This window comes from Pseudonocardia lacus, assembly GCF_018531445.1.
Classification (GTDB): domain Bacteria; phylum Actinomycetota; class Actinomycetes; order Mycobacteriales; family Pseudonocardiaceae; genus Pseudonocardia; species Pseudonocardia lacus.
On sequence record NZ_JAHDTH010000109.1, the window covers coordinates 1 to 21203 of the forward strand.

Annotated in this window: 19 protein-coding genes and 1 riboswitch; of the genes, 10 read left to right on the top strand and 9 right to left on the bottom strand. The window is 74.4% G+C overall.

The window, feature by feature from the left end:
• Positions 1-356, bottom strand: a 356-nt coding sequence (locus KIK08_RS22110) for an FAD-dependent oxidoreductase (RefSeq protein ID WP_214405137.1), incomplete at its 3' end; no start/stop codon positions are given.
• 619 nt (positions 357-975) lie between these two features.
• On the opposite strand from KIK08_RS22110, the gene KIK08_RS41850 reads away from it, so the two are divergent.
• Together KIK08_RS41850 and KIK08_RS22120 are read left to right on the top strand one after the other, a co-directional pair.
• The gene (locus KIK08_RS41850) at positions 976-1647 is read left to right on the top strand and encodes a 4'-phosphopantetheinyl transferase family protein (protein WP_214405138.1); all 672 of its coding nucleotides are present in this window, start codon (positions 976-978) and stop codon (positions 1645-1647) included.
• A 108-nt stretch (positions 1648-1755) separates the two neighbouring features.
• Positions 1756-3078, top strand: a complete 1323-nt coding sequence (locus KIK08_RS22120; RefSeq protein ID WP_308257799.1) for a DNA polymerase IV — start codon at positions 1756-1758, stop codon at positions 3076-3078.
• Positions 3079-3085: 7 nt separating this feature from the next.
• On the opposite strand, the gene nhaA is transcribed toward KIK08_RS22120, so the two are convergent.
• Positions 3086-4426 (bottom strand): Na+/H+ antiporter NhaA, encoded by a 1341-nt coding sequence (gene nhaA / locus KIK08_RS22125; RefSeq protein ID WP_214405139.1) that lies wholly within the window; start codon positions 4424-4426, stop codon positions 3086-3088.
• A 48-nt stretch (positions 4427-4474) separates the two neighbouring features.
• Between nhaA and KIK08_RS22130 the strand changes: the two genes are divergently transcribed.
• The 3 genes from KIK08_RS22130 (at position 4475) to KIK08_RS22140 (ending at position 6572) form a co-directional block, all read left to right on the top strand.
• The gene (locus tag KIK08_RS22130; RefSeq protein ID WP_308257803.1) at positions 4475-4969 is read left to right on the top strand and encodes a DsbA family protein; all 495 of its coding nucleotides are present in this window, start codon (positions 4475-4477) and stop codon (positions 4967-4969) included.
• Positions 4970-5014: 45 nt separating this feature from the next.
• Positions 5015-5788, top strand: coding sequence for an endonuclease/exonuclease/phosphatase family protein (locus tag KIK08_RS22135; RefSeq protein ID WP_214405140.1), 774 nt, complete (start codon positions 5015-5017; stop codon positions 5786-5788).
• Between the two features lie 64 nt (positions 5789-5852).
• Positions 5853-6572: a DUF998 domain-containing protein gene (locus tag KIK08_RS22140; protein ID WP_214405141.1), complete on the top strand. Its 720-nt coding sequence runs from the start codon at positions 5853-5855 to the stop codon at positions 6570-6572.
• Positions 6573-6650: 78 nt separating this feature from the next.
• Here the strand turns inward: KIK08_RS22140 and cobT are convergent, their stop codons facing one another.
• Both cobT and KIK08_RS40185 read right to left on the bottom strand, forming a co-directional pair.
• Complete coding sequence (cobT, locus tag KIK08_RS22145; RefSeq protein ID WP_308257800.1) at positions 6651-7715, bottom strand: nicotinate-nucleotide--dimethylbenzimidazole phosphoribosyltransferase; 1065 nt, start codon at positions 7713-7715, stop codon at positions 6651-6653.
• Entirely contained in the window at positions 7712-8194 is a 483-nt protein-coding gene (locus tag KIK08_RS40185; RefSeq protein ID WP_250557559.1) for an SAM-dependent methyltransferase, read from the bottom strand. The genes cobT and KIK08_RS40185 overlap by 4 nt, the downstream gene beginning before the upstream one ends.
• A 34-nt stretch (positions 8195-8228) precedes the next feature.
• A riboswitch (cobalamin riboswitch) is annotated at positions 8229-8401 on the bottom strand.
• A 129-nt stretch (positions 8402-8530) separates the two neighbouring features.
• Here KIK08_RS40185 and KIK08_RS22150 point away from each other — a divergent pair.
• The 4 genes from KIK08_RS22150 to KIK08_RS22165 all read left to right on the top strand — a co-directional run bounded on the left by KIK08_RS22150 (position 8531) and on the right by KIK08_RS22165 (position 13200).
• Positions 8531-9244, top strand: a complete 714-nt coding sequence (locus KIK08_RS22150) for a hypothetical protein (protein ID WP_214405142.1) — start codon at positions 8531-8533, stop codon at positions 9242-9244.
• A complete protein-coding gene (locus tag KIK08_RS22155; RefSeq protein WP_214405143.1) occupies positions 9241-10014 on the top strand; it encodes an MSCRAMM family adhesin SdrC in 774 nt (257 codons plus the stop codon). Before KIK08_RS22150 ends, KIK08_RS22155 begins: the two co-directional genes overlap by 4 nt.
• A 151-nt stretch (positions 10015-10165) precedes the next feature.
• Positions 10166-11950 carry a serine/threonine-protein kinase gene (locus tag KIK08_RS22160; RefSeq protein ID WP_214405144.1) on the top strand — a complete coding sequence of 595 codons (1785 nt, stop codon included), beginning with the start codon at positions 10166-10168 and terminating at the stop codon, positions 11948-11950.
• A gap of 56 nt (positions 11951-12006) precedes the next feature.
• Positions 12007-13200: an MFS transporter gene (locus tag KIK08_RS22165; RefSeq protein ID WP_214405145.1), complete on the top strand. Its 1194-nt coding sequence runs from the start codon at positions 12007-12009 to the stop codon at positions 13198-13200.
• Here the strand turns inward: KIK08_RS22165 and KIK08_RS22170 are convergent, their stop codons facing one another.
• The 3 genes from KIK08_RS22170 to KIK08_RS22180 form a co-directional block, all read right to left on the bottom strand.
• On the bottom strand, positions 13201-13551 hold the full coding sequence (locus KIK08_RS22170) for a hypothetical protein (RefSeq protein ID WP_214405146.1): 351 nt from the start codon (positions 13549-13551) through the stop codon (positions 13201-13203).
• A gap of 253 nt (positions 13552-13804) precedes the next feature.
• The gene (locus KIK08_RS22175; protein WP_214405147.1) at positions 13805-15079 is read right to left on the bottom strand and encodes a hypothetical protein; all 1275 of its coding nucleotides are present in this window, start codon (positions 15077-15079) and stop codon (positions 13805-13807) included.
• A gap of 224 nt (positions 15080-15303) precedes the next feature.
• Entirely contained in the window at positions 15304-16071 is a 768-nt protein-coding gene (locus tag KIK08_RS22180) for a hypothetical protein (RefSeq protein ID WP_214405148.1), read from the bottom strand.
• 619 nt (positions 16072-16690) lie between these two features.
• Between KIK08_RS22180 and KIK08_RS22185 the strand changes: the two genes are divergently transcribed.
• The gene (locus KIK08_RS22185) at positions 16691-17668 is read left to right on the top strand and encodes a hypothetical protein (protein WP_214405149.1); all 978 of its coding nucleotides are present in this window, start codon (positions 16691-16693) and stop codon (positions 17666-17668) included.
• 988 nt (positions 17669-18656) lie between these two features.
• Here the strand turns inward: KIK08_RS22185 and KIK08_RS42280 are convergent.
• The gene (locus KIK08_RS42280) at positions 18657-19673 is read right to left on the bottom strand and encodes a GNAT family N-acetyltransferase (RefSeq protein WP_408004703.1); all 1017 of its coding nucleotides are present in this window, start codon (positions 19671-19673) and stop codon (positions 18657-18659) included.
• Between the two features lie 207 nt (positions 19674-19880).
• On the bottom strand, positions 19881-21113 hold the full coding sequence (gene cobA / locus KIK08_RS22195) for a uroporphyrinogen-III C-methyltransferase (protein WP_308257801.1): 1233 nt from the start codon (positions 21111-21113) through the stop codon (positions 19881-19883).
• Between the last annotated feature and the right edge of the window lie 90 nt (positions 21114-21203).

Below are 21203 nucleotides of genomic sequence, written 5' to 3' on the forward strand. Positions count from 1 at the left end.
GCCAGCGGCCGCGGTGCGCCCGGCTCACCGGCCTGCTCGGCCAGGTCGGCGGCGAGCACGCGCTCGCCTTCCTCGTCGAGTGCGACGTGCAGCACCGCGCGGCGGCTCAGCAGCGGCGGCGCGCCGAGCTCGGCCGCGAGCGCGGCGAAGCGCGGCCCGCTGGCCGCGATCAGCGCCCGGACCTCGGGCACCCCGTGGCCGGGGATGTAGGTGGCCGCGGACCGCGCCGTGGAGTGGCGGGCGAGGGCCCGGTCGGCCTCCAGCAGCACGACGCGCCGGGTGGCGGCCAGCTCGTAGCCGACCGAGGCCCCGGCGATCCCGCCCCCGATGACGACCACGTCCGCTGCCTCGACCACGGTGCCCCACGGTAGCCGCGCGCGCCGCCGGCGGCCCGTCGTCGATAAATCGCTCGCGGCGCTCCCGCGGCGGGTCTACCGTCCTGTCCATGCGCCTGTAACGAAGGCCGTCGCATCGGCCGCGGTCCGGTGGCTCCGGCCCGCCAGCGTCCACGCCGTCCCGGCACGCCCGGACGGTCGAACCGGCTCCGACCAGTCCCGCACGGGCCCACGGCCCGTGCCCCGTGGCGCCCATCCCGGTCTTCGTCGCAGGAGGTACACCCATGCGTGTCCAGCCGCCCTTCCCCGGCTCCGACCAGAGCCCCCAACCCGACAACCCGGTCGACGCCGCAGCGGCGCCGGCCAACCGGGCGGCCCGTCGCGGCCGCGCGAAGGGTCGTGACGACCGGGGTGCCGTCCGAACCGGCACCCCGCACCGACCTCGCGCGGCGCAGGGCCGCCGGGTCAACCCCGTGCGTCGCACGGGTTGACCCACCCGGCGTGGCCGGGGGCACCCGCGGCACACGCCAGCCGGCGGACCCGACCACGCCCCGGCGCCGCCGTCCCGCGTCCACGGGACGGCGGCGCCGCCGTCACCCTGTTCTGCCGGTAGCGGACCGGAGCATGTGACGATGGCCGGGTGAGCGGCACGTGCGAGATCCGGTGGGCCCGGCCGGTCGACCCCGACACCGCCGCCCACCTCGTCGTACTCCTCGACGACACCGAGCGGGCCCGCCTCCCCCGCTTCCGCCTGCCCGCCGACCGCGCCCGCTACCTCGCCGCGCACGCCCTCACCCGGCTGGTGCTGGCCGACGCCGTCGGCGCGGATCCGGCGGAACTGCGCTTCGACCGCACCTGCCGCTGCGGCGAGCAGCACGGCAAGCCGGTCCTGCCCGGCGGCCCCGGCTTCTCCCTCACCCACGCCGGCGACGTGGTCGGCGTCGCCGTGCACAGCGGCCCGGTGGGCCTCGACGTCGAGCGCGCCCGTCCGCTCTCCGACATCACCGCGATGGCCGCGCACGTCCGCTCGCCCGGGGAGGCCGTCGCCGACGAGGCCGCCTTCTTCACCCTGTGGACCCGCAAGGAGGCCCTGCTGAAGGCCACCGGGGAGGGCCTGTCCGCCCCGATGAGCGACATCACCCTGGGCCCGGACGGCGTGCTCGGCTGGGTGGGCGCGGGAGCGCCGACCCAGCCGGTGTGGCTGCGCGACCTGCGGCCCGCACCGGGCTACGCGGGCGCCGTCGCCGGCCTCGGGCCCGACCCGCTCGCGGTCCGCGAGTCCGACGGCGACGACCTCCTGCGCGCCCCCTGACCCCGTCGAGAACGAACTTGTCGTGATCGTTTGGCCCTGTTGATCACGACAAGTTCGTTCTCGACGGCGGACCGACGACTTGTCGGGGGCGCGGGGGACGATGGCGGGGTGAGCGGGAGGTGGGTGCTGCACCTGGACATGGACGCGTTCTTCGCCTCCGCCGAGCAGCTCACCCGCCCCACCCTGCGCGAGCGCCCCGTGCTGGTCGGCGGGCTGGGTCCGCGGGCGGTCGTGGCCGGCGCCAGCTACCAGGCCCGCGTGCACGGCGCCCGCTCCGCGATGCCGATGGGGCAGGCGCGCAGGCTCTGCCCGAACGCCGTCGTGCTGCCGCCGCGCGGCGCCCTCTACAAGGCGCTGTCCGAGCGGGTCATGGGCGTGCTCGCCGAGGCGTCGCCGGTGCTGGAGCCGGTCTCGATCGACGAGGCGTTCCTGGAGCCGCCCGCCCTCGCCGGGGCCGACGCCGTCGAGGTCGAGCGCTTCGCCGCGCGGCTGCGGGCCGACGTCCGGGGCGCCACCGGCATGCCGGCCTCGGTCGGGGCCGGCTCCGGCAAGCAGCTCGCCAAGATCGCTTCCGAGCTGGCCAAGCCCGACGGGCTGCGGGTGGTCGCCCCCGCCGAGCAGCGCGACGTGCTCGCCGCGCTGCCGGTGCGGGCGCTGTCGGGGATCGGCCCGGTCTCCGACGCCGCGCTGGCCAAGCTGGGCATCCGGACCGTCGGCGAGCTGGCCGCGATGGACACCCGCGAGCTCAACGGCCTGCTCGGCACCGCCATCGGCACCGAGCTGCACCGCCTCGCGCACGGCGTCGACGACCGCCCGGTCGCCCCCCGGGGCGCGGCGAAGCAGATCAGCGCGGAGACGACCTTCGAGACCGACCTCACGGCCATGGCGGCCGTGCACGAGGCCGTCGCCCGCATCACCGGCAGCGCCCACCGCAGGCTCCTGGCCTCCGGGCGGGCCGCCCGCACGGTGACGGTCAAGATCCGCAGCGCGGCCTTCACCACGGTCACCCGCTCCGAGACGGCCGCCGCCGGCAGCACCGACCTCGCCGCGCTGACGGCGGTCGCCCAGCGGCTGGCCCGCAACGCCGTCCCGGAGGACGGGGTGCGCCTGATCGGCGTCTCGCTGGCCGGCCTGGTCGACGACCCGCCGCCGGCCCTGTTCGACGCGGCCTTCCACGGCGACGCCGGCCCCGCCCCGCAACCGGAGGCGGTCGACGTCGAGGCGCCCGTCGCCGTCGACGAGCCCCGCCCGTGGCGCCCCGGCGACGACGTCCACCACGCCGAGCACGGCCACGGCTGGGTGCAGGGCGCCGGGCACGGCCGGGTGACCGTGCGCTTCGAGACCCGCTCCACCGGCCCCGGGCGCGCCCGCACGCTCCCGGCCGACGACGGCCGGCTGACCCGGGCCGATCCCCTCGCCAGCCTGGCCTGACCCCCGGTCAGGCCGGCGGGCGCCAGGGGCGCGGCGGCAGCACCGGCAGGCCCGACGGCGCGCACTGGCCGCCGCGCTCGCCGGCCACCCGGAAGATCAGCCAGCCGATCAACGCGGCCAGGATCGAGCCGGTCAGGATGCCGATCTTGGCGTCGTTGATCAGCTCCTCGTCGGTCAGCGCCAGCTCGGTGATGAACAGCGCCACCGTGAACCCGATCCCGGCCAGCCCGGCCCCGCCGACCAGCTGGCCCCAGCGCAGCGTGTCGGGCACGGTGCCCAGCCCGGTGCGCAGCGCCACCCAGGTGCCCGCCGTGACGCCGATGAGCTTGCCCACCGTCAGCCCGACGATGATGCCCCAGGTCAGCGGCGAGGTGGCGGCCGCGAGCAGGCTGGGTCCGGTCAGCTGGACGCCCGCGTTGGCCAGCACGAACACCGGCACGATCACGTAGCTGCTCCACGGCTGGATGCGCAACTGCAGCCGCTCGTTCGGCGAGACCGCCTCGCTCACCGCGGATTGCGCGGCCAGCGCTCGCGCCGGACTCGGGTCGAGCAGGAAGCTGCTGCCCACGACCTGCGCGCGGGCCATGTCGCGCAGGCGCGGCGCGTAGGCGTTGACCAGCAGCCCCAGCACCACCCCGACCACGCTCGGGTGCACCCCGGAGGTCAGCACGGCCAGCCACATGACCACGCCGATCAGCACGTAGATCGGGGTCCGCCAGAAGTTGACGAACCGCAGCGCCAGCAGCGCCACGAACAGCCCGACGGCCGTGAGCAACGCCACGACGTCGACGTCGTCGGTGTAGAAGAGCGCGATCGCGCCGACCGCGCCGATGTCGTCGACGATGGCCAGCGCGAGCAGGAACACCCGCAGCTGGTCGGGGCAGCGCGGCCCGACCAGCGCCAGCACGCCGATCACCACCGCGGTGTCGGTGGAGATCGCGATCCCCCAGGCGCCCGCGGCCGGGCCGTCGAAGTTGAACAGCAGGAACAGCGCGGCCGGGACGGTCAGCCCGCCCAACGCGGCCAGCGCGGGCGCGGCGATCGCCCGGGCGCCGCGCAGCTCACCCAGCGTCGTCTCGCGGCTGATCTCCAGCCCGACGCTGAAGAAGAACAGCACCATCAGCCCGTCGTTGACCCAGTGCCGCAGGTCGAGCGCCAGGTCCTGGTCGCCGACGCCGATCCGGAACTCCAGGTGCCAGAACTCCTCGTACCCCAGGTCGAGGTTGGCCCACACCAGAGCGATGACCGCGGCGGCCAGCAGCAGCACCGCCGATCCGGATTCGGTTCGCAGGAAGGTGCGCGCGGCCCGGCTCAGCTCGCCGCGCTCGGCTAGGGTCGTGATCGCCACGGGACGTCATCCTGCCTGAGGAGGCCGGCGATCACGCTCGACCCACGGATAGGGACCTACGACCACCTGCTCGGCGTGCTCGGCGCCGAGTACAGCCTGGTCGAGTACGGCGACTTCGAGTGCCCGTACTGCCGGGCCGCGGTGCCGGTCGTCAACGAGGTGCGCGAGAAGCTGGGCGAGCGCCTGGTGTTCGTGTTCCGGCACTTCCCGCTCGCCGAGCTGCACCCGTTCGCGCTGTCGGCCGCGGTGGCGGCGGAGGGCGCGGCGCTGCACGGGCTGTACTGGCCGATGCACGAGAAGCTGTTCTCCGGCGACGAGCCGCGCCTCACCCAGGACGACCTGCGCCGCTACGCCGAGGAGATCGGGGCCAAGCCGGAGAAGGTCACCTGGCCGGCCACCCGCTTCGTCGAGGACCGCGTCGAGGCCGACTTCAACTCAGGCGTGCGCAGCGGCGTGCGCGGCACCCCGACGTTCTTCGTCAACGGCGAGCTCTACGAGGGCGACACGACCGCCGAGGCGATCATCGACGCGCTGGTTCGGTGAACCGCGACCCGTCGCCGCCCGAAGGCCGCCCGTGACGGAGCCCCGGTGAGGATCGCCACCTGGAACCTGCTGCACTGCCGCGACGTGCGCACGGGGCGGGTCGACCTCGGCGCGGTCGCCGACGGCATCGCCGCGCTGGACGCCGACGCCGTCGCGGTGCAGGAGGTCGACCGCGAGCTGCCGCGCTCGGGCGGCCTCGACCAGCTCAGCGTGCTGGCCGACAAGCTCGGCTGGCACGGCGCGTTCGCCCCGGCCCTGCTCGGGGAGCCGGTCCGCAGCTGGGACGCGCTGCCGCAGGGCGTGCCCGACCCCGGCGGCCCCGCCTACGGCATCGGGCTGCTCAGCCCGCACCCGCTGCACGACGTGCGCCGGCTGGTCCTGCCCGGCGGCGCGACCCGGCGGCGGCTGCCGGAGGGCTTCGACCACCCGCCCGCCTGGGACCGCGAGCCCCGGGTGGCGCTGCGGGCGCGGCTGCGGCCGCCCGGCGGCGGGGAGATCGTGCTGACCGGCACGCACCTGACGTACGTGACGTGGCGGGCGGTCCACCAGCTCCGCCGGGCCCTGTCGTGGACGGCGCTGGCCGGCCCGACCGCGGTGCTGGCCGGCGACCTCAACCTGCCCCACCGGGCGCTGGGCGCGGCCCTGCGGGGCACCGGCTGGGCCCGCACCGCCCCGGCCGGGCCGACCTACCCGGCGTGGCGCCCCCGGATGCAGTTGGACCACCTGCTGGCCCGCGGCGCCCGTCTGGAGGACGTGCAAGTGGCCCGCAGGGGCCCCAGCGACCACCTGGCGGTCAACGCCAGGGTGAACATGGCCTAGATCCGGCCTCCGACGGGTGCGTCGATGTCCCCCCGAACACCCTGCGTTGTCGCAGAATGGACGGGTGCAGCGCCCCGGCCTCCGCCTCGGTCTGGTGTCGCTCGTGCTCGCGCTCGTCGCGCTGGTCGCCGCCGCGCGGGCACTCGCGCTCGTGGTCTACCTCGCGGTGGCCTTCTGGTCCGACGTCGACCCCATCTCGCAGCCGCTGAGCATGTACGTCTTCGTCGACGGCGGCGGGCCGCCCGCGGACTCCGCGGCGCTGACGCTGGCCGCGTCGATGGTCGCGCTGCTGCTCGGGATGGCGCGGGCGGGGGTGCGGCTGCGCGGCAAGCCTGCCGCCTACTTCTCGGCGTGGGCGGGCTGCCTCGTCATCGCCACCGTCTTCCCCACCGACCAGTCGCCCGCGGTGGAGACCGTCACCGGCTGGATCCACCAGATCGCCGGCGCCGGCTTCCTCGCGCTGCTGGCCATGGGCGGCTGGGCGCTGCTGCCGCGGCTGCGCGAGGCGCCGGCGTGGCGGCCCACCGTGGGGGTGGTGCGCGCGCTGACGGCGTGGACGGCCGGGCTGGCGGTCGCCTACGTCGTGAGCCGGCTGGGCGACTGGTTCCCCGAACTCGTCGACGTCACGCTCGGGTTCGACCCGGGCGGGCTGCTGCAGCGCCTGGCGCTCACCGTGGACGCGGCCGTCATCGGCGCGCTGGCCATCCACCTGATCCGGGTGACCTGGCCGGGGCTGCGCCCGCACGGCGAGCACGGCACGGACTCCGCATCGTCACAGCCCTGAGGGCTACCGTCCTCACAGCCCTGAGGGGTCCGCGTCGTCACAACCCTGAGGGGCTCCGCGTCGTCACAACCCTGAGCGCTACGCGTCCTTGTCGACCACGCCGGCGGCGTCGAAGGTCGCCACGTCGGCCATCGCCTGCGCGGCCGCCTGCAGCACCGGCAGCGCCAGCAGGGCGCCGGTGCCCTCGCCCAGGCGCATGCCCAGGTCGAGCAGCGGCTCCAGGCCCAGGTGGGCCAGGGCCAGGCGGTGGCCCGGCTCGGCGGAGCGGTGCCCGGCCACGCAGTAGCCCAGCGCGTCCGGCGCGAACGCGGCCGCCACGAGCGCGGCGGCGCCCGCGTTGACGCCGTCGAGCAGCACCGGGACCCGGTGGGCGGCGCCGCCGAGCACGAGGCCGGCCAGGCCGGCGTGCTCCAGGCCACCGAACGCGGCCAGCACGCCGAGGGGGTCGGCCGGGTCGGGGCGGTGCCGGGCTAGCGCCCGGGCGACGACGGCGGTCTTGCGGGCCAGCGTGGCGTCGTCGACGCCGGTGCCGCGGCCCGTCGCGGCGCCCGGGTCGGCCCCGGTGAACGCGCAGACCAGCGCGGCCGCCGCGGTCGTGTTGGCGATGCCCATGTCGCCGGTGACCAGGCAGCGGTGCCCGGCGGCCACCAGTTCGGCGGCCACCGCGATGCCCGCCTCGACCGCGGCCAGTGCCTGGGACCGCTCCAGGGCGGGGCCCGCTGTCATGTCTGCGGTGCCGGGGGCCACCCGCCGGACCAGCAGGCCGTCCGCGGCGTCCAGCGGCGCGGCCACGCCGACGTCCACGACGTGCACGCTCGCCCCGATCCGGCGGGCGAACGCGTTGACCACCGCACCCCCGGCCAGGAAGTTGGCGACCATCTGCGCGGTGACCTCCTGCGGCCACGGCGTGACGCCCCGGGCGTGCACGCCGTGGTCGGCGGCGAACACCGCGACCGCGGCGGGCTCGGGCACCGGCGGCGGGCACGCGCCGGCGATCCCGGCCAGGTCGACGGCCAGCGCCTCGACCTGGCCCAGCGCTCCCCGGGGCTTGGTCATCCGGTCCAGCCGCTCGGCCGCCTCGGCGCGGGCGCCCGCGTCGACCGGGCGGATCGCGGCGAGGGTCTCCGCGAGGGCGCCGGTCACGACGACCCCCGGGCGAGCGGGGTGCCGGCGGCGACGTCCTGCGGCGCGGTGATCCCCGGGACGATCCGCACGCGCAGGTCGCCCGCGAGGGCGCGGACCGACTCGGCCAGGTCGGTGAAGGTCGAGTAGCCGCGGGGGTCGCCCGCGGTCGCGACGGCGGCGACGCCGCGGTGGTGCTCGCCGAACCAGCGGGCCACCGCGACCGCCGCCGCGTCCCAGCCGCGTTCGCGGTCGTGCGGGTCCACGACGAGGCGCTCCACCCGCCAGGCCTCGGCGTAGTGCAGCGCGACGCGCTCGGCGACCCCGGTGCCGTCCGGGTCGGCGGCCGGGACGAACACCACGTCCGCCGCGGCCAGCAGGTCGGCGGCCCGCACGGTCACGAGGTCGGGGTCGCCGGGCCCCACGCCGACGCCGACGAGCGTGCCGACGGGCGGGGTGGGTGGTGGGCTCGTGGGTGCGGGGGACGGGTCGCCGGTCATCGTTCCTCCTCGAGGGTCCGCGCCCTCAATCGCAGGGGATCCAGCGACGGCAGCGAGTCTCCTGGCTCCCGGATCGGCACGGCGCGCCCGACCTTCCCGCCGTTCCGCGCGGCAGTGGTCGTGAGGTGGGCGTGCGCTCCCCGGTGACAGTGGCGGGACCGCGCCGGATTCGCACCGGCTTCCTGCACTGCCGTCGCAGGAACTGCAACACACGGTGGGGCGCAGGGTCAACGGGACGCCGACCACGAGGTTTGAGTTCGCGATCAGATCGGGAACCCGACTGTCAAGCACCCCATCCGATCGGGTGGGACGACACAGGCAGAGAGGTGTGTCCGCGTGGATACCACCGTGATCGTCGTCATCGTCGTCCTCGTCGTGGCCGCGCTCGCCGCCGGAGCCTTCGTGCTGGCCCGCCAGCGCCGCTCCCAGCGCCTGCGCGAGCACTACGGCGAGGAGTACGAGCGCAGCGTCGAGGAGACCGGCGACCGCAAGTCCGCCGAGGCCGCGCTGACCGAGCGCGAGAGCCGGGTGCGCGAGCTCGACATCCGCGACCTGCGCCCCGAGGAGCGCGACGGCTTCACCGACCGCTGGGCCACCATCCAGCGCGGGTTCGTCGACGACCCGGCCGGCTCGCTGCGTCAGGCCGACGACCTGGTCGTCGAGATCATGCGGGTGCGCGGCTACCCGGTCGAGGGCGACTTCGACCGCCGCGCCGAGGACCTCTCGGTCGACCACCCGCAGGTCGTGCGCCACTACCGCGACGCCCGCGCCGTGCGCGACGCCGACGGCGACGTCGACACCGAGAAGCAGCGCACCGCCGTCACCTCGTACCGCTCGCTGGTCGAGGCCCTGCTGGGCAAGGACTCCGCGCACGACCCGCACGACTCCGGCCGGCACCGGCACGACGGGCACGACGACCGGCACGACGACCGGCACGACGGGGTCGACGACTCCCACCACGCCACCGACCCCCGCACCGACGGCCACGCCACCCGCAACGGGGTCGCCCACAACGACGTGACCACGACGACCGAGGAGCAGAAGCGATGACCACCGCCGACCGGCACACCGAGACCGACCCGCACCACGGCGGCGGGGCCTACCGGGCTTCCGAGGTCGACGTCACCGCCCAGGACGACGCCGCCCGCTACGAGGGCGTCGACGGCACCGTCGACGGCACCGCCGACGGCACCGGCCGCGAGCCCGGTGGCTACGCCCAGCGCCACGGCGACGACACCACCGCTGACTCCGCCCACGACACCGGGCACGACGCGACCTCCGCCGACCCGTCGTCCACCGACACCACGGCGACCGACGAGCCCCGCACCGATGGCGGCTACCCGCACGACGCCGACTCGGTCGACCACTCCGGCGCCGACCACACCCGCACCGACCACACCGGCACCGACCACACCGGCACCGACCACACCGGCTCGGACGTCGACGGGCACGCCTCCGGTCGCCACGCCGACTCCGGCATGCGGACCGTGGACGTCGGCTCGGACACCGACGACCGCACCGACCACTCCGGCGGCGCGGCGGGGCCGGACAAGCTGGAGCGGCTCGTGCCGGGCGACCGGGTCGACGCCTACTCCGCCCGGTGGGACGCCGTGAAGGGCGAGTTCGTCGACGAGCCCCGCCAGGCCGTCGCCAAGGCCGACAAGCTGGTCGGCGAGCTGCTCGACGAGCTCGACCAGCTGTTCCGCAAGCAGCGCAGCGACCTCGAGCACGGCCTGGACGCCGACGAGACCTCCACCGAGGACCTGCGCCTTGCCCTGCGCCGCTACCGCAGCTTCTTCGACCGGCTGCTCGCGCTCTGACCCTCCCGCACCACCCCCGGACCGGGCCCGACCTCGTCGTCGGGCCCGGTCCGCCGTGTCCGGGCCGTCACGCTGTGGCGTACGGACAGGTCCGGCTCCCGAGGACGTGTACGGCGGTCGGTCGTTGGACCGGCGGCTCTACACTGCGCCGGTGACCTCGGTTCCCCCGTTGGAGATACCCGGCCTGGAGAACCCCGAGGTGATCGGGCAGGGCGGCTTCGGGACCGTGTTCAAGGTCGAGGAGCCCGAATTCGGCCGTTCCGTCGCGGTCAAGGTGATCGAGGAGCGGCTCAACGGCGACAACGTCCGCAAGGCCTTCCTGCGCGAGTGCCAGGCCATGGGCGCCCTGTCCGGGCACCCGCACATCGTCACGGTGCTGCGCGGCGGCACCACCGACTCCGGCCGCGCCTACATCGTGATGGACCTGATGAGCGAGGGGTCGCTGGGCGACCGCATCGCCCGGGAGGGCCCGCTGCCCTGGTCGGAGGTCCTGGAGACCGGGGTGATGATGGCCGGTGCGCTGGAGACCGCGCACCGCGCCGGCATCCTGCACCTGGACATGAAGCCGGCCAACGTCCTGGTCTCCAAGTACGGCGAGCCCAAGCTGGCCGACTTCGGCATCTCCCGGCTGCCCGGCGTCACCGAGACCACCGACGGCCGGGTGAAGGCCAGCGTCGCGTTCGCCGCCCCGGAGCGCCTGCTCGACGGCACCGCGACCGTCGCCTCCGACATCTACGGCCTGGGCGCCACGCTGTACACGCTGCTCGTCGGCCGTCCCGCCTTCACCTCCGAGACCGGCAACGACGACCTGCTGGCCACGGTGGCCCGCGTCGTCCGCGACCCGGTCCCCGACCTGCGCCCGCGCGGCGTGCCCGACGTGGTGGCCCGCGTCATCGAGCGCATGATGGCGAAGTCGCCCGCCGAGCGGTTCCCGTCCGCGGCCGACGCCGCCGTCGAGATGCAGGCGGCCCAGCGCAGCACCGGCCGCCCGGTCACCCGGGCCGTCATCGAGGGCGAGCGCCCGAGCCACGGCGATACCGTCACCTGGGCGACCCCGCGCTCGGGGCCCGGGGTGGCCCCGCTGCGGCCGCTGGTGCCCGGCTTCGCCGCGACCGACCGGGCCAGCACCAGTGGCCCCACCGCCCTGAGCGGGACCGGCCAGGGCGCGCCCCCGCGCGTCCCGGCCTGGATCGCCGAGCCCTACGGCAGCCACAGCACGTCGAACAACCCCCCGCCGACCGAGCCCATGCCCGCCCAGCTGCCGGCCCAACCGCTGACCCGGGCCGTCCCCGGCCCCCAGCCGCCCCCGTGGTCGCCCCCGCCGATGCCCGCCCGGCCGCGCCGCGGCCCGCTCATCGCCGGGGTGGCCGCCGCGATCGTCGTGATCGTCGGCGCCGGCGTGCTGGCCTGGTACCTCAACCGCCCGCAGCCCATCACCACCGGCAACGGCCCGACGACGACCACCGCCGCGGCCGCCCCGACCACCACCCGCGCGACCACGACCCCGCCGCCCACCACGACCCAGATCGACATCCCCTTCGACGCCACCGTCGCCGTCGAGCCGGGCGTCAACCACCCCGCGGTCGTGGGCGCCCGGTCGAGCCTGCGCGAGTACATCCTGGGCATCAACCAGTCGCGCTACGAGGACGCCTTCGCCTACTTCACCACCGACTCCGCCACCTTCCAGGGCGGCATCGACGCCTGGGCGCAGGGCCAGCTCACCACGATCATCTACGACGCGAAGATCACCGCGGTGCGCGACATCGACCCGGTCACCATCGAGGTCGACATGAGCTTCACCAGCACCCAGTCCGCCGAGGACGGCCCGCAGGGGCAGGAGTGCACCTACTGGGACCTGGCCTACGAGATGGACGGCTCCACGCCGGTCTGGCTGATCCGCAAAGCCACCTCGATCACCGACCCGGTGGAGTGCTGAGGGGTTCACCCGCGCGGTCGCCGTCGTCCCCTCACCCGCCGCCGTAGTCTCAGGCGGTGCCGACGACGGACCGCCTGCCCGGCGCGATCCGGGTCCTGGTCGTCGCATCCTTCGTCGTGGCGCTCGGCTACGGCATCGTCGCGCCGGCGCTGCCGGTCTTCGCCACCGGCTTCGGCGTCGGCGTCGCCGCGGCATCGTTGGTCGTAAGCGCCTTCGCGGTGTGCCGGCTCGTCTTCGCCCCCGTCAGCGGCCGGCTCGTCGGCCGGATCGGGGAGCTGCGGGTGTTCTGCGCTGGGCTGGCGATCGTCGCCGCCTCCAGCGCGGCCTGCGCCTTCGCCGCGACCTACTGGCAGTTGCTGGTGCTGCGATCACTCGGCGGCATCGGCTCAACCATGTTCACCGTGTCCGCGGCGGCGCTGCTGGTCCGGCTCTCCCCACCGCACCTGCGCGGACGCGCGGTCGGGGCCTGGGCCACCGGCTTCCTGCTCGGCACGATCGCCGGCCCGCTGCTGGGCGGCGCCCTCATCGGGCAGAGCCTGCGGCTGCCGTTCCTGGCCTACGCCGTCCTGCTCGTCGTCGCCGCCGCCCTCAGCGCCGTGGCCCTGCGCGGCCGGGCGGACGGCGGGCCGACCCCCGGGCGCCCCGCCGCCACCTTTCCCGCTGCCTTCGGCCACCGCACCTTCCGGGCCGCCCTCACCGCGAACTTCGTGCACGGCTGGACGGTCTACGGCGTCTGGGTCGCGCTGGTGCCGCTCTACGTCGTCGACGTCCTGGCCCGGCCCGCCGCCTGGTCGGGCGCCGTGCTCGCGGTGACGGCCGGCGGTACCGCCGCCGCCCTCGTCGTCGGCGCCCGCATGGCGGACGCCTGCGGCCGCCGCCTCCCCGTTCTGCTCGGCCTGGGCATCTGCGCCGCGGGCACGCTCCTGCCCGGCCTACCCGCCTCCCTCCCCCTGTTCGTGCTGGCCTCGCTACTGGTGGGCGTGGGCAACGGCCTGCTGGACGCGCCGATGAACGCCGCCGTCGCCGACGTGGTCAGCGACGTCCGCGGCAGCAGCGGAACAGCCCTGGCCGGGTTCCAGATGGTGGGCGACGTCGGCGCGGTCGTCGGCCCGGTCGTGGCCGGCCTGGTCGCCGACGCGACGGGCTTCGGCACCGCCTTCGCCCTCACCGCGCTGATCGCGGTCGCGGCGTTCGTCCACTGGCTCGGCGCGCCCGAAACCGCCCCCCGACGGCTTCGGGCGCAGACCTGATCACGCCACCCGAGCGGGCGTCCCGGACCGGCCACCCGAGCGCGCCGGCTCGGCGTGCGCCTCGCGCCAGAGGGCCGCAACGCGCTCGTCCTCACGGTCCTCCCGGTAGACGCGAACTCTCCGGATGACCTGGTGCAGGACGGCTGCGACCACCGCGCCCACGATGACCACCACGAAGAACGACGACACCGCCCGACCGACCGCCGGGACGAGCCCGCACACGCAGGCCAGTGCGCAGATCACGGAGAAGCAGGCGGAGACGAGGTTCGCCTCCCGCACCCGGTTCTGCTCCATCGTCCGCGGCGCCGGGAAGGACACGACCTCGACGGGGACCGGTCTCCGCCGACTCATGACCGCACCCCCCGCGTCCACATCGGTCGATGACCGTCCGCCCTCGCGCCACGCGATTCCCCTCGAAGCGAGGAATCGCGCCGCAGTGGCGGCCGCCGCCATCCGCGCATCGGCGCGGTCGACGTTGTTCTCATTTCCCACCTTCGATCCGAGCGGGCACCGCCGGATTCGGCGGCGCGCGGGACCGAGCATGGAACAACCGCAGTGCAATTGCTGGAGAAAGTCCCGCGGAGGGACTCCGACCCTCCGGCGGCTACGCGGCTCGGCGCTCGAAGGCGGCCGCCACCTCGGCGGCCAGCAGGTCACCCGGACCGTGCACCGCGGCCGGCGTGCGCCGGACGCCGGTCGGCGGACCGTCGGCGGCCAGCAGCTCGGCCAGCGCTTCGTCACCCAGGTCGGCCAGGCGGTGCAGCGATGCGGTCGACGGCCCGCCCGCCCACAACGGCGCATCGGCGGGCCCGGGGCCGAGGCGGTCGGCGAGGTCGCGCAGCCGGTCGGCGGGAGCGGCGCCCACCCCCCACAGCCGGGCCTCCGCGACCAGCGAGCGCCACGCGGCGAGGAACAGCGCGGCCCGCCGGACGCGGCGCAGCTCGGCGTCGTCGATCGCGGGCGGCAGCGGCCGAGCGGCGCCGGCGTCGACGAGGTCCACCCGGACGTCGTCGGGGTCGACGCCGTCAGGCAGCTCCACGACGCCCTCGAAGTACGCGTCGTCGGCCTCGCGCAGCGACAAGGACGGGACGGTCGAGCGCTCGCCGAGCAGCCCGTGCCCGCAGATCTCGCCGGACCGCCGCTCGACCAGCCGCACCGCGAGGTCCGGGTCGTCCGGGCCCCCAGGCCCGCCGTAGGCCGCGACCCGGACGCGCACCGCGGGCCGCCCCTTCCAGTGCATCGGGGTCACGTCGATCTCGGCGGCGTCGACCGCCGTGCCCAGGTCCAGCAGCCGCGCCTTCACCATGCGCGGATCGAGGAGGTCGACACCGCCCCGTGCTGATGGCGCGGACCGCGGAACCGGGTCCGCCCCGCGGTCGTCGCCCACGTCCAGCTGGGACAGCTGGTGCCATGCCTCGGTCACCACGGCCAGCTGCGGGTCGGGCTCACCGACCTCGCCGAGGAGGGACCGGTAGCCGGCCGCGACACGTTCGAGCGCCGCGTCGAGCGCGCGCGGCGGCCGGCTCCCCCGGACCACGAGGTGCTCGAGGTAGCGCAGCAGCCCGGGCGCGGCGTCGCGAGCGCGGCCCAGCGCCTGACGCACGAGGTGCTCGCGGGTCCCGCTCCCAGGAGCGAGCGTACGGGCCACCTCGTGCTGGGCGACGGCGATCTCCGCGTCCAGCAGGGACCGGTTGAGCGGCAGGTGCAGGAGCCGGTCGAAGGCGAGCAACGCCACCAGCCGCAGCCAGCGGGCCGGTTCGGCCCCCAGGGCGCGCAGGACGTCGACGACCGGTCGGAGGTCCTCCGGCGCCTCCGCGCGGAAACCCGCGCACCGGTGCGGAGCGGTCGGATCCCAGCTGATCGCGATCCCGGGGGCCACTTCGGCGTCCGATTCGAGTTCACCGGGGTCGACCCGGCACCATCGGCCGTTCACGCGGGCACTCGACGACGTCATCGCGGTTGCCTCCAGTGATCCGCAACCCGGTGTCGCCACCACAGTTCGCATGGCCGCGGCGCCGAGTCGGCCGAAGTACACCCAACCCCGCTAGGACCCAGAGTGTCGCACCACCGGCAGCACCGGCGCCAGACCGCGATTCCGTCGCCTCACCGGACGGTGTCGCGCAGCCATTGCTGGGCGTGCGCCCGCGCCCGCACACGACCTAGCCGCACCGGCATGCCTACCGGGTGGTGCGAGACGGATTCCTCGGCGAGCACGCGAAGCGCACCCTCTCGCACGGGCCCGTAACCACCGATCCGCTGCCACGACTTCACGCTGACCGGTCCCCGGTGGACATCGGCGAACTGGCGCAGCCGAGTGGCCCTGGCGCAGATGTCCGTGCGGTTGATGATCCGGAAGCGCTCGTACGCGGCCTCGTCGAGGCGCAGGAGGGTGCGGTCCTCCGGGTGCACGCGCACCGTCCACGGATCGAACTCCACCCAGACCAGGTGCTGCACGCAGGCGTGCACGAGTTCCTGGCGGCCGCGCGGTAGCTGCTCGAAGGTCTGCCGGGCGGCGTCCAGGTCGGCCCTCTCCCGCAGGACGAGCCGGATGGTCGCCCAGACCAGGTGCCCCTGCCGCCACGTCCGCGGCGGTTCCCGCCCCAGGACGAGGGGGTGCCCCCCGGCGCGCAGCTTCCGGGTGGCGGTGTCGAGTTGCTCCCACGCCATCCGGACGTCGCCGTCCGCGCACTGGAACCGCATGCTGCGGACCACGCAGCGCAGGCAGACGGTCAGGTCGACGAGCTCCGCCCGCCCGCCCGTGGGATCGCCGCGGAACAGCTCGATCCACGCGGTGCGCCAGTCGCCACACTCCAAGGCCGCGACGACACCCATGAGGGTGTCGAGGTGCGGGTCGTCGTACGTCGAGGTCATGGCACACCGCCCGGAGGTCGAGGAGCGCCTTTCCACAGCGGCGCGCATCAATCGGGGAGACCCCCTTGACGCGCACCCTGGACGAGTATTGCATTACGTTTCCCGTGCGATCCACCGGAAGCGCCGGGCCAATTCCTCTGCCTGACATGGACAAGACTTCAGAATGCTTTACACGAATTCAGGCCGCTCTACCGAACGAGTCATCCGGAGCGTCATCGCCGCGCTCACGTCGCCCGCTCCCCGGTAGACCCCCGCCGAAGATCGCGACAAGCCACGCGGCACTCGTCGGAGTTCATGGTCACGGTCCACGATGGACGATCGCGATTCCCGAAGTCGATCTTCTCCCGCCCGCAGCCGATCGGAGGACGCCGCACTACGACGAACAACACCGACCTTCAGATCGCTTCGGTCGACCTATTCCACGTGCGGCACACCCCCGGTAGAGTCCGCCCGGGCGGCGTCGAGCAACACCATTGTTCGGCGCCCGTTCGATGAGCCGGAGGGGCGGGCCATGGCATCGGAGAACGGGAGAGCCGCGCGCCTCGCGCGCAGACTACGCGATCTGCGCGAGCACGAGTGGCCGGAAGCCAACATCACCCAAGTACACCTCGCCCGAGCGTTGAGCGCGCAAACCCGGGTAGCGCCGGCGACGCTCAGCTCGTGGGAGTCGCTGACCAACCCGAAGACCCCGACGCCGTCCCGGCTCAATGCGTACGCGCGCTTCTTCGCGACCCGCCGTTCACTGGAGGGCGCCCCGCACCTCATTCCGTTGGCCGAGCTCGACGAGGAGGAGAAGGAGCGCTTCCGCGAACTGGAGGACGAGCTCTTCGCCCTGCACAGCGCCGTCGTCGGAGAGAGCGCTCCCAACGGCGAATTCCGCCGGCAGGTGCTGTCCTTCGAGGACCCCGGCCCGGTCGTGATCATCTGTCCGGAGGTGCCGGAGGGCGTGCTCGGTCCCCTGGCGAAGGAGGACGACGTCAACCACAACCGGCTGCACAAGTACGCCGACCTCGACGCCCTCCTGGAGATCTTCGGCCACCTGCGCGCCCTCAACCCGGAGACGCACGTCCTGCATCGCCTCCCGTCCGACGTCCAGCAGGCCGAGCTGCAGAACCACCTCGTCGTGCTCGGCGGCGTCGGTTGGAACCCGACCGTGCGCCGCGTGCTGTCGTCACTGCGGCGGCTGCCCATCGAGCAGTACGAGGACCCGCGACTGGAGACCGGCGAGGTGTTCCGGGTCCGCAAGGCCGACAACCGCGAGGAACGCACCTACTTCCCGGTCACCGAGGAGTTCGAGGGCCACCAGGAACTGGTCGAGGACGTCGCGCTGCTGGCCCGCCTGCCGAACCCGTTCAACTACGGCCGCACGCTGACGATCTGCAACGGGGTGCACTCCAAAGGCGTCCTGGGTGCGGTGCTCACGATCACCGACGAGACGGTCCGCCCGAGCAACGAGGCCTACCTCGCCCAGCGCTTCCCGTCGGGCGCGTTCGCGATGCTCGTGCGGGTACCGGTCCTCTCCGGCAAGGTCCTCGCGCCGGACCTCCAGAACCCCGACGCACGGGTGTTCGAGTGGTCTCCGGACGAGGAGGACTGAGGTGCGGCCCGACCCCGGTCGCCCCAGGCTCCACCACGGTTCGCACGCCGCTCTCATGCGGGACGTCTCCCGGCTGCGCCCGGCGGGACGGACGAGCCGGATCGACGCGGTCGTCGTGCCGGCGTCCCGGGGGGTCGCGGCGCTGGACGCGGCAGCGAACCTGGCCGTCCGCATGCGCACGCCGCTCGTGGTGCTGTGCAGCCGGCAGACAACCTACGTCGACGCGGCCGAGCACCTCGCCCGCATGCCCGGCTGCCGAGCGGTGAGCGTCGACGTCCCCGTCGGCTACCACCACGACCTGGTCCCGACGCGGACGTCGGCACCGCGCTTCCGGGACGCGAGCGCGGGACGGCGCAGCGACCTGAGCCTGAAGCGGAACATCGGCCTGCTGACGGCCCGGCTCGCCGGCTGGGGCAAGGTCCTCTTCCTCGACGACGACATCGCCGAACCGACCCGCGACCAGCCTCTGGCCCTGCCCCTCACGACCGTGCGGAACCTCGCGCACCACCTCGACTCCCACCAGGTGGCCGGGCTCGCGTGCCGGGACTACCCGGACAACTCCGTCGTCTGCCACGGGCGCCGGCTGGCCGGAATGCCGCAGGACACGTTCATCACCGGGGCTGCGCTCGCGGTCAACTGCAACGACCAGCCCCTGCCGTTCTTCCCCGACATCTACAACGAGGACTGGTTCTTCTTCTCCCGGATGGCCGCTCGACGGGACGTCGCGCACGCCGGGTACGCCACGCAGGCGCCGTTCGACCCGTACCGCGAGCCCGACCGCGCCCGCCAGGAGGAGTTCGGGGACCTGTTGGCCGAGGGCATGTACGCCCTGTTCGAGCGCCAGCACGAGGAGGACGAGTACCTCGACCGCCTCGCCGCCGCGGACCTCGGGTACTGGGAGCGGTTCGTCGCCGATCGGCTCAGCGGGATGGACGAGGTCGTCCGGCTCCTGAGCGACTCAGAGAGCGTCAGACAGGACGCGCTCGCCTCACTCGCCGCCGCTCGAAGCCAGCTCGAGCTGTTGTCCCCCCAGCTCTGCACTGCCTGGCTCCAGGCCTGGGCCGCCGATCTGGCCGGTTGGGAGAACTCCGTCCAACGCATCAGACCCGTGCATGACCTCGCGGAAGCGCTCGACGTCCTGGGGCTCGACGCCTGTGTCGTGAGCGACGGAAGCGGCCACCGGCTGAGCGATGGCTCTGCTCATCCGGTGCTCCAGGACACGCCGTCCGTTGGCGGCGTACTCCTTCGGCAGAAATTGCTTTCCGACACCCTTGAAGCCGAGCTTCTTGTAGGCCTTCCACGCAGCCGCGTTGCCCTGCAGCACCCAGAGGGACAACTCCGTGCTGCCCGCCTTCTGGGCGCGCCTCTCGAGATCGTTGATCATCAGCTCGACGATCCCCATCCCGCGCCACCACGGCCGGACCCAGACGCACTCGATGAACTGAACGCCGTCCGGGTCCTGAGGCAGAAGCCGGGCCACGCCGACGGTCCCCTCGGTGAAGATCCCCGGGCGCAGCGCGATGACCCATTCCGACGACTCGATCCTCGCGACCCAGTGCTCCTTGCGCACCACCCGACGGTTCCGCTCACGGGCGTAGCTGTCCGTGAAGGCTCTTGGGGCGTCCTTCAGCGACTGGAGGCGCACCCGACGCAGCCGTCGCCACCTCGCTGGCGTCACGGGCTCCACGACGATCGGAACGGGTCCAGAGATCCGCCACGCCCGCCGCTTCCACCGCGCGAAGCCGAACTTGATGGCGTCCCACAGCGGTATCCGGTCGGCCACCTGCCCTGGCGAAGTCACGCCCATTCGGCGAAGAGGCGTCGTGGACCAGGTGGCAACGACTTCGCCCACGATCCGCGCAGCGACCAGGGCGCTACGGCACACTCCCCAGCCGAAACCAGCACACCGCACGACCAGCGACCAGGTCACCTTGGCGGCCGGCACCGCGAAGATCACCGGGTGCAGCATCAGCGCTGTCCGGCCCTTGTTCTCGTCCACGAACATTGCGAAGCGAACTCCGTATAGACCAGGCAGTTGTGGAGTGGGCAGACTCCAAAAGGGCCACCATAGCCCCAAGACCGGACATGTGAAGAGCTGGTCGGCCGAACCAGCTGGCCGGCCGACTGGTAACGTGGGCCTCTTCCGATTGGGCGAGATCGAGATTGTTGCCGCTCAACCGTTCATGCGCCCCTATCAACGATGGCGCTGCACTCAGGCGGGCCCGAGCCGGTCGACCGTCACCGGCTCCCCCACCAGCCCGGCCACCGCCCCGACCACCACGACCGCCGGCGGCGCGACCCCTTCGGCCTCGGCGACCCCCGCGACTGTCCCGAGCGTCGCCCGCACCGTCCGCTGGATCCGCGTCGTCCCGTCCTGCACGACCACCACCGGGGTGTCGACCGCCCGCCCCCCGGCCATCAGCGCGTCGGCGAAGAGCCCGAGCCGCTCCACGGCCATCATCAGCACGACGGTGCCCTTCAACCGTCCGAGCGCCGGCCAGTCGACCAGGCTGCGGGGGTCGTCCGGGGCCACGTGCCCGGACACCACGACGACCTCGTGCACGACCCCGCGGTGGCTCACCGGCACGTCGGCGACGGCGGGCGCGGCGAAGGCGCTGGTGATCCCGGGGACCACGGTCACCGGGACGCCCGCCTCGGCGCAGGCCAGCACCTCCTCGAAGCCGCGGCCGAAGACGTAGGGGTCGCCGCCCTTGAGGCGCACCACGAACCGGCCGGCCCTGGCGTGCTCCACCAGCAGCTCGTTGATCCGGTCCTGGGCCATCGCGCGGCCGTAGGGGATCTTGGACGCGTCGATCACCTCGACGTGCGGGGAGAGCGCGTCGAGGAGGTCGCGCGGACCGAGCCGGTCGGTGACGACGACGTCGGCCCTGGCCAGCAGCCGGCGGCCGCGCACGGTGATCAGCTCGGGGTCGCCGGGGCCGCCGCCGACCAGCGCGACGCCCGGGGTCACCGGCTCGGCGGTGTCGTCGACGACGCCGGCCTGCAACGCCTCGACGAGGGCCGTGCGGACGGCGGCGGCGCGGCGGGGGCGCCGGCCGGCGAGGACGCCCACGGTCAGGCCGTCGTGGCGGCCGACGGCAGGGGTGACGGCGCTGCCCCCGGGGGCGTGGTCGGCGCGGACGCAGAACACCCGCCTGCGCTCGGCCTCCGCACTCACCGCGGCGTTCACGTCGGCGTCGTCCGTGCACGCCAGGGCGTACCAGGCGCCGTCGAGGTCGCCGTCGCGGTAGGGGCGGGCCGTCCAGCGCAGCTCGCCCGCGGTGGCCATCCCCTCCACCGCCGGGGTGACCGCCGGGGCCACCAGCTCGATGTCGGCCCCGGCGGCGATGAGGCCGCCGAGGCGGCGCTGGGCCACCGACCCGCCCCCGACCACGACGACGCGCCGCCCCGTCAACGACAGCCCGGCCAGGTAGGGCTCGTTCACGCCCGCTCCCCCACCGCTCCCCTTCCCGCGATCCACCCCGTCAGTCTGGGTGGGCGGGGGTACCGGCGTCCACGGCGCGGGCGAGGCGTC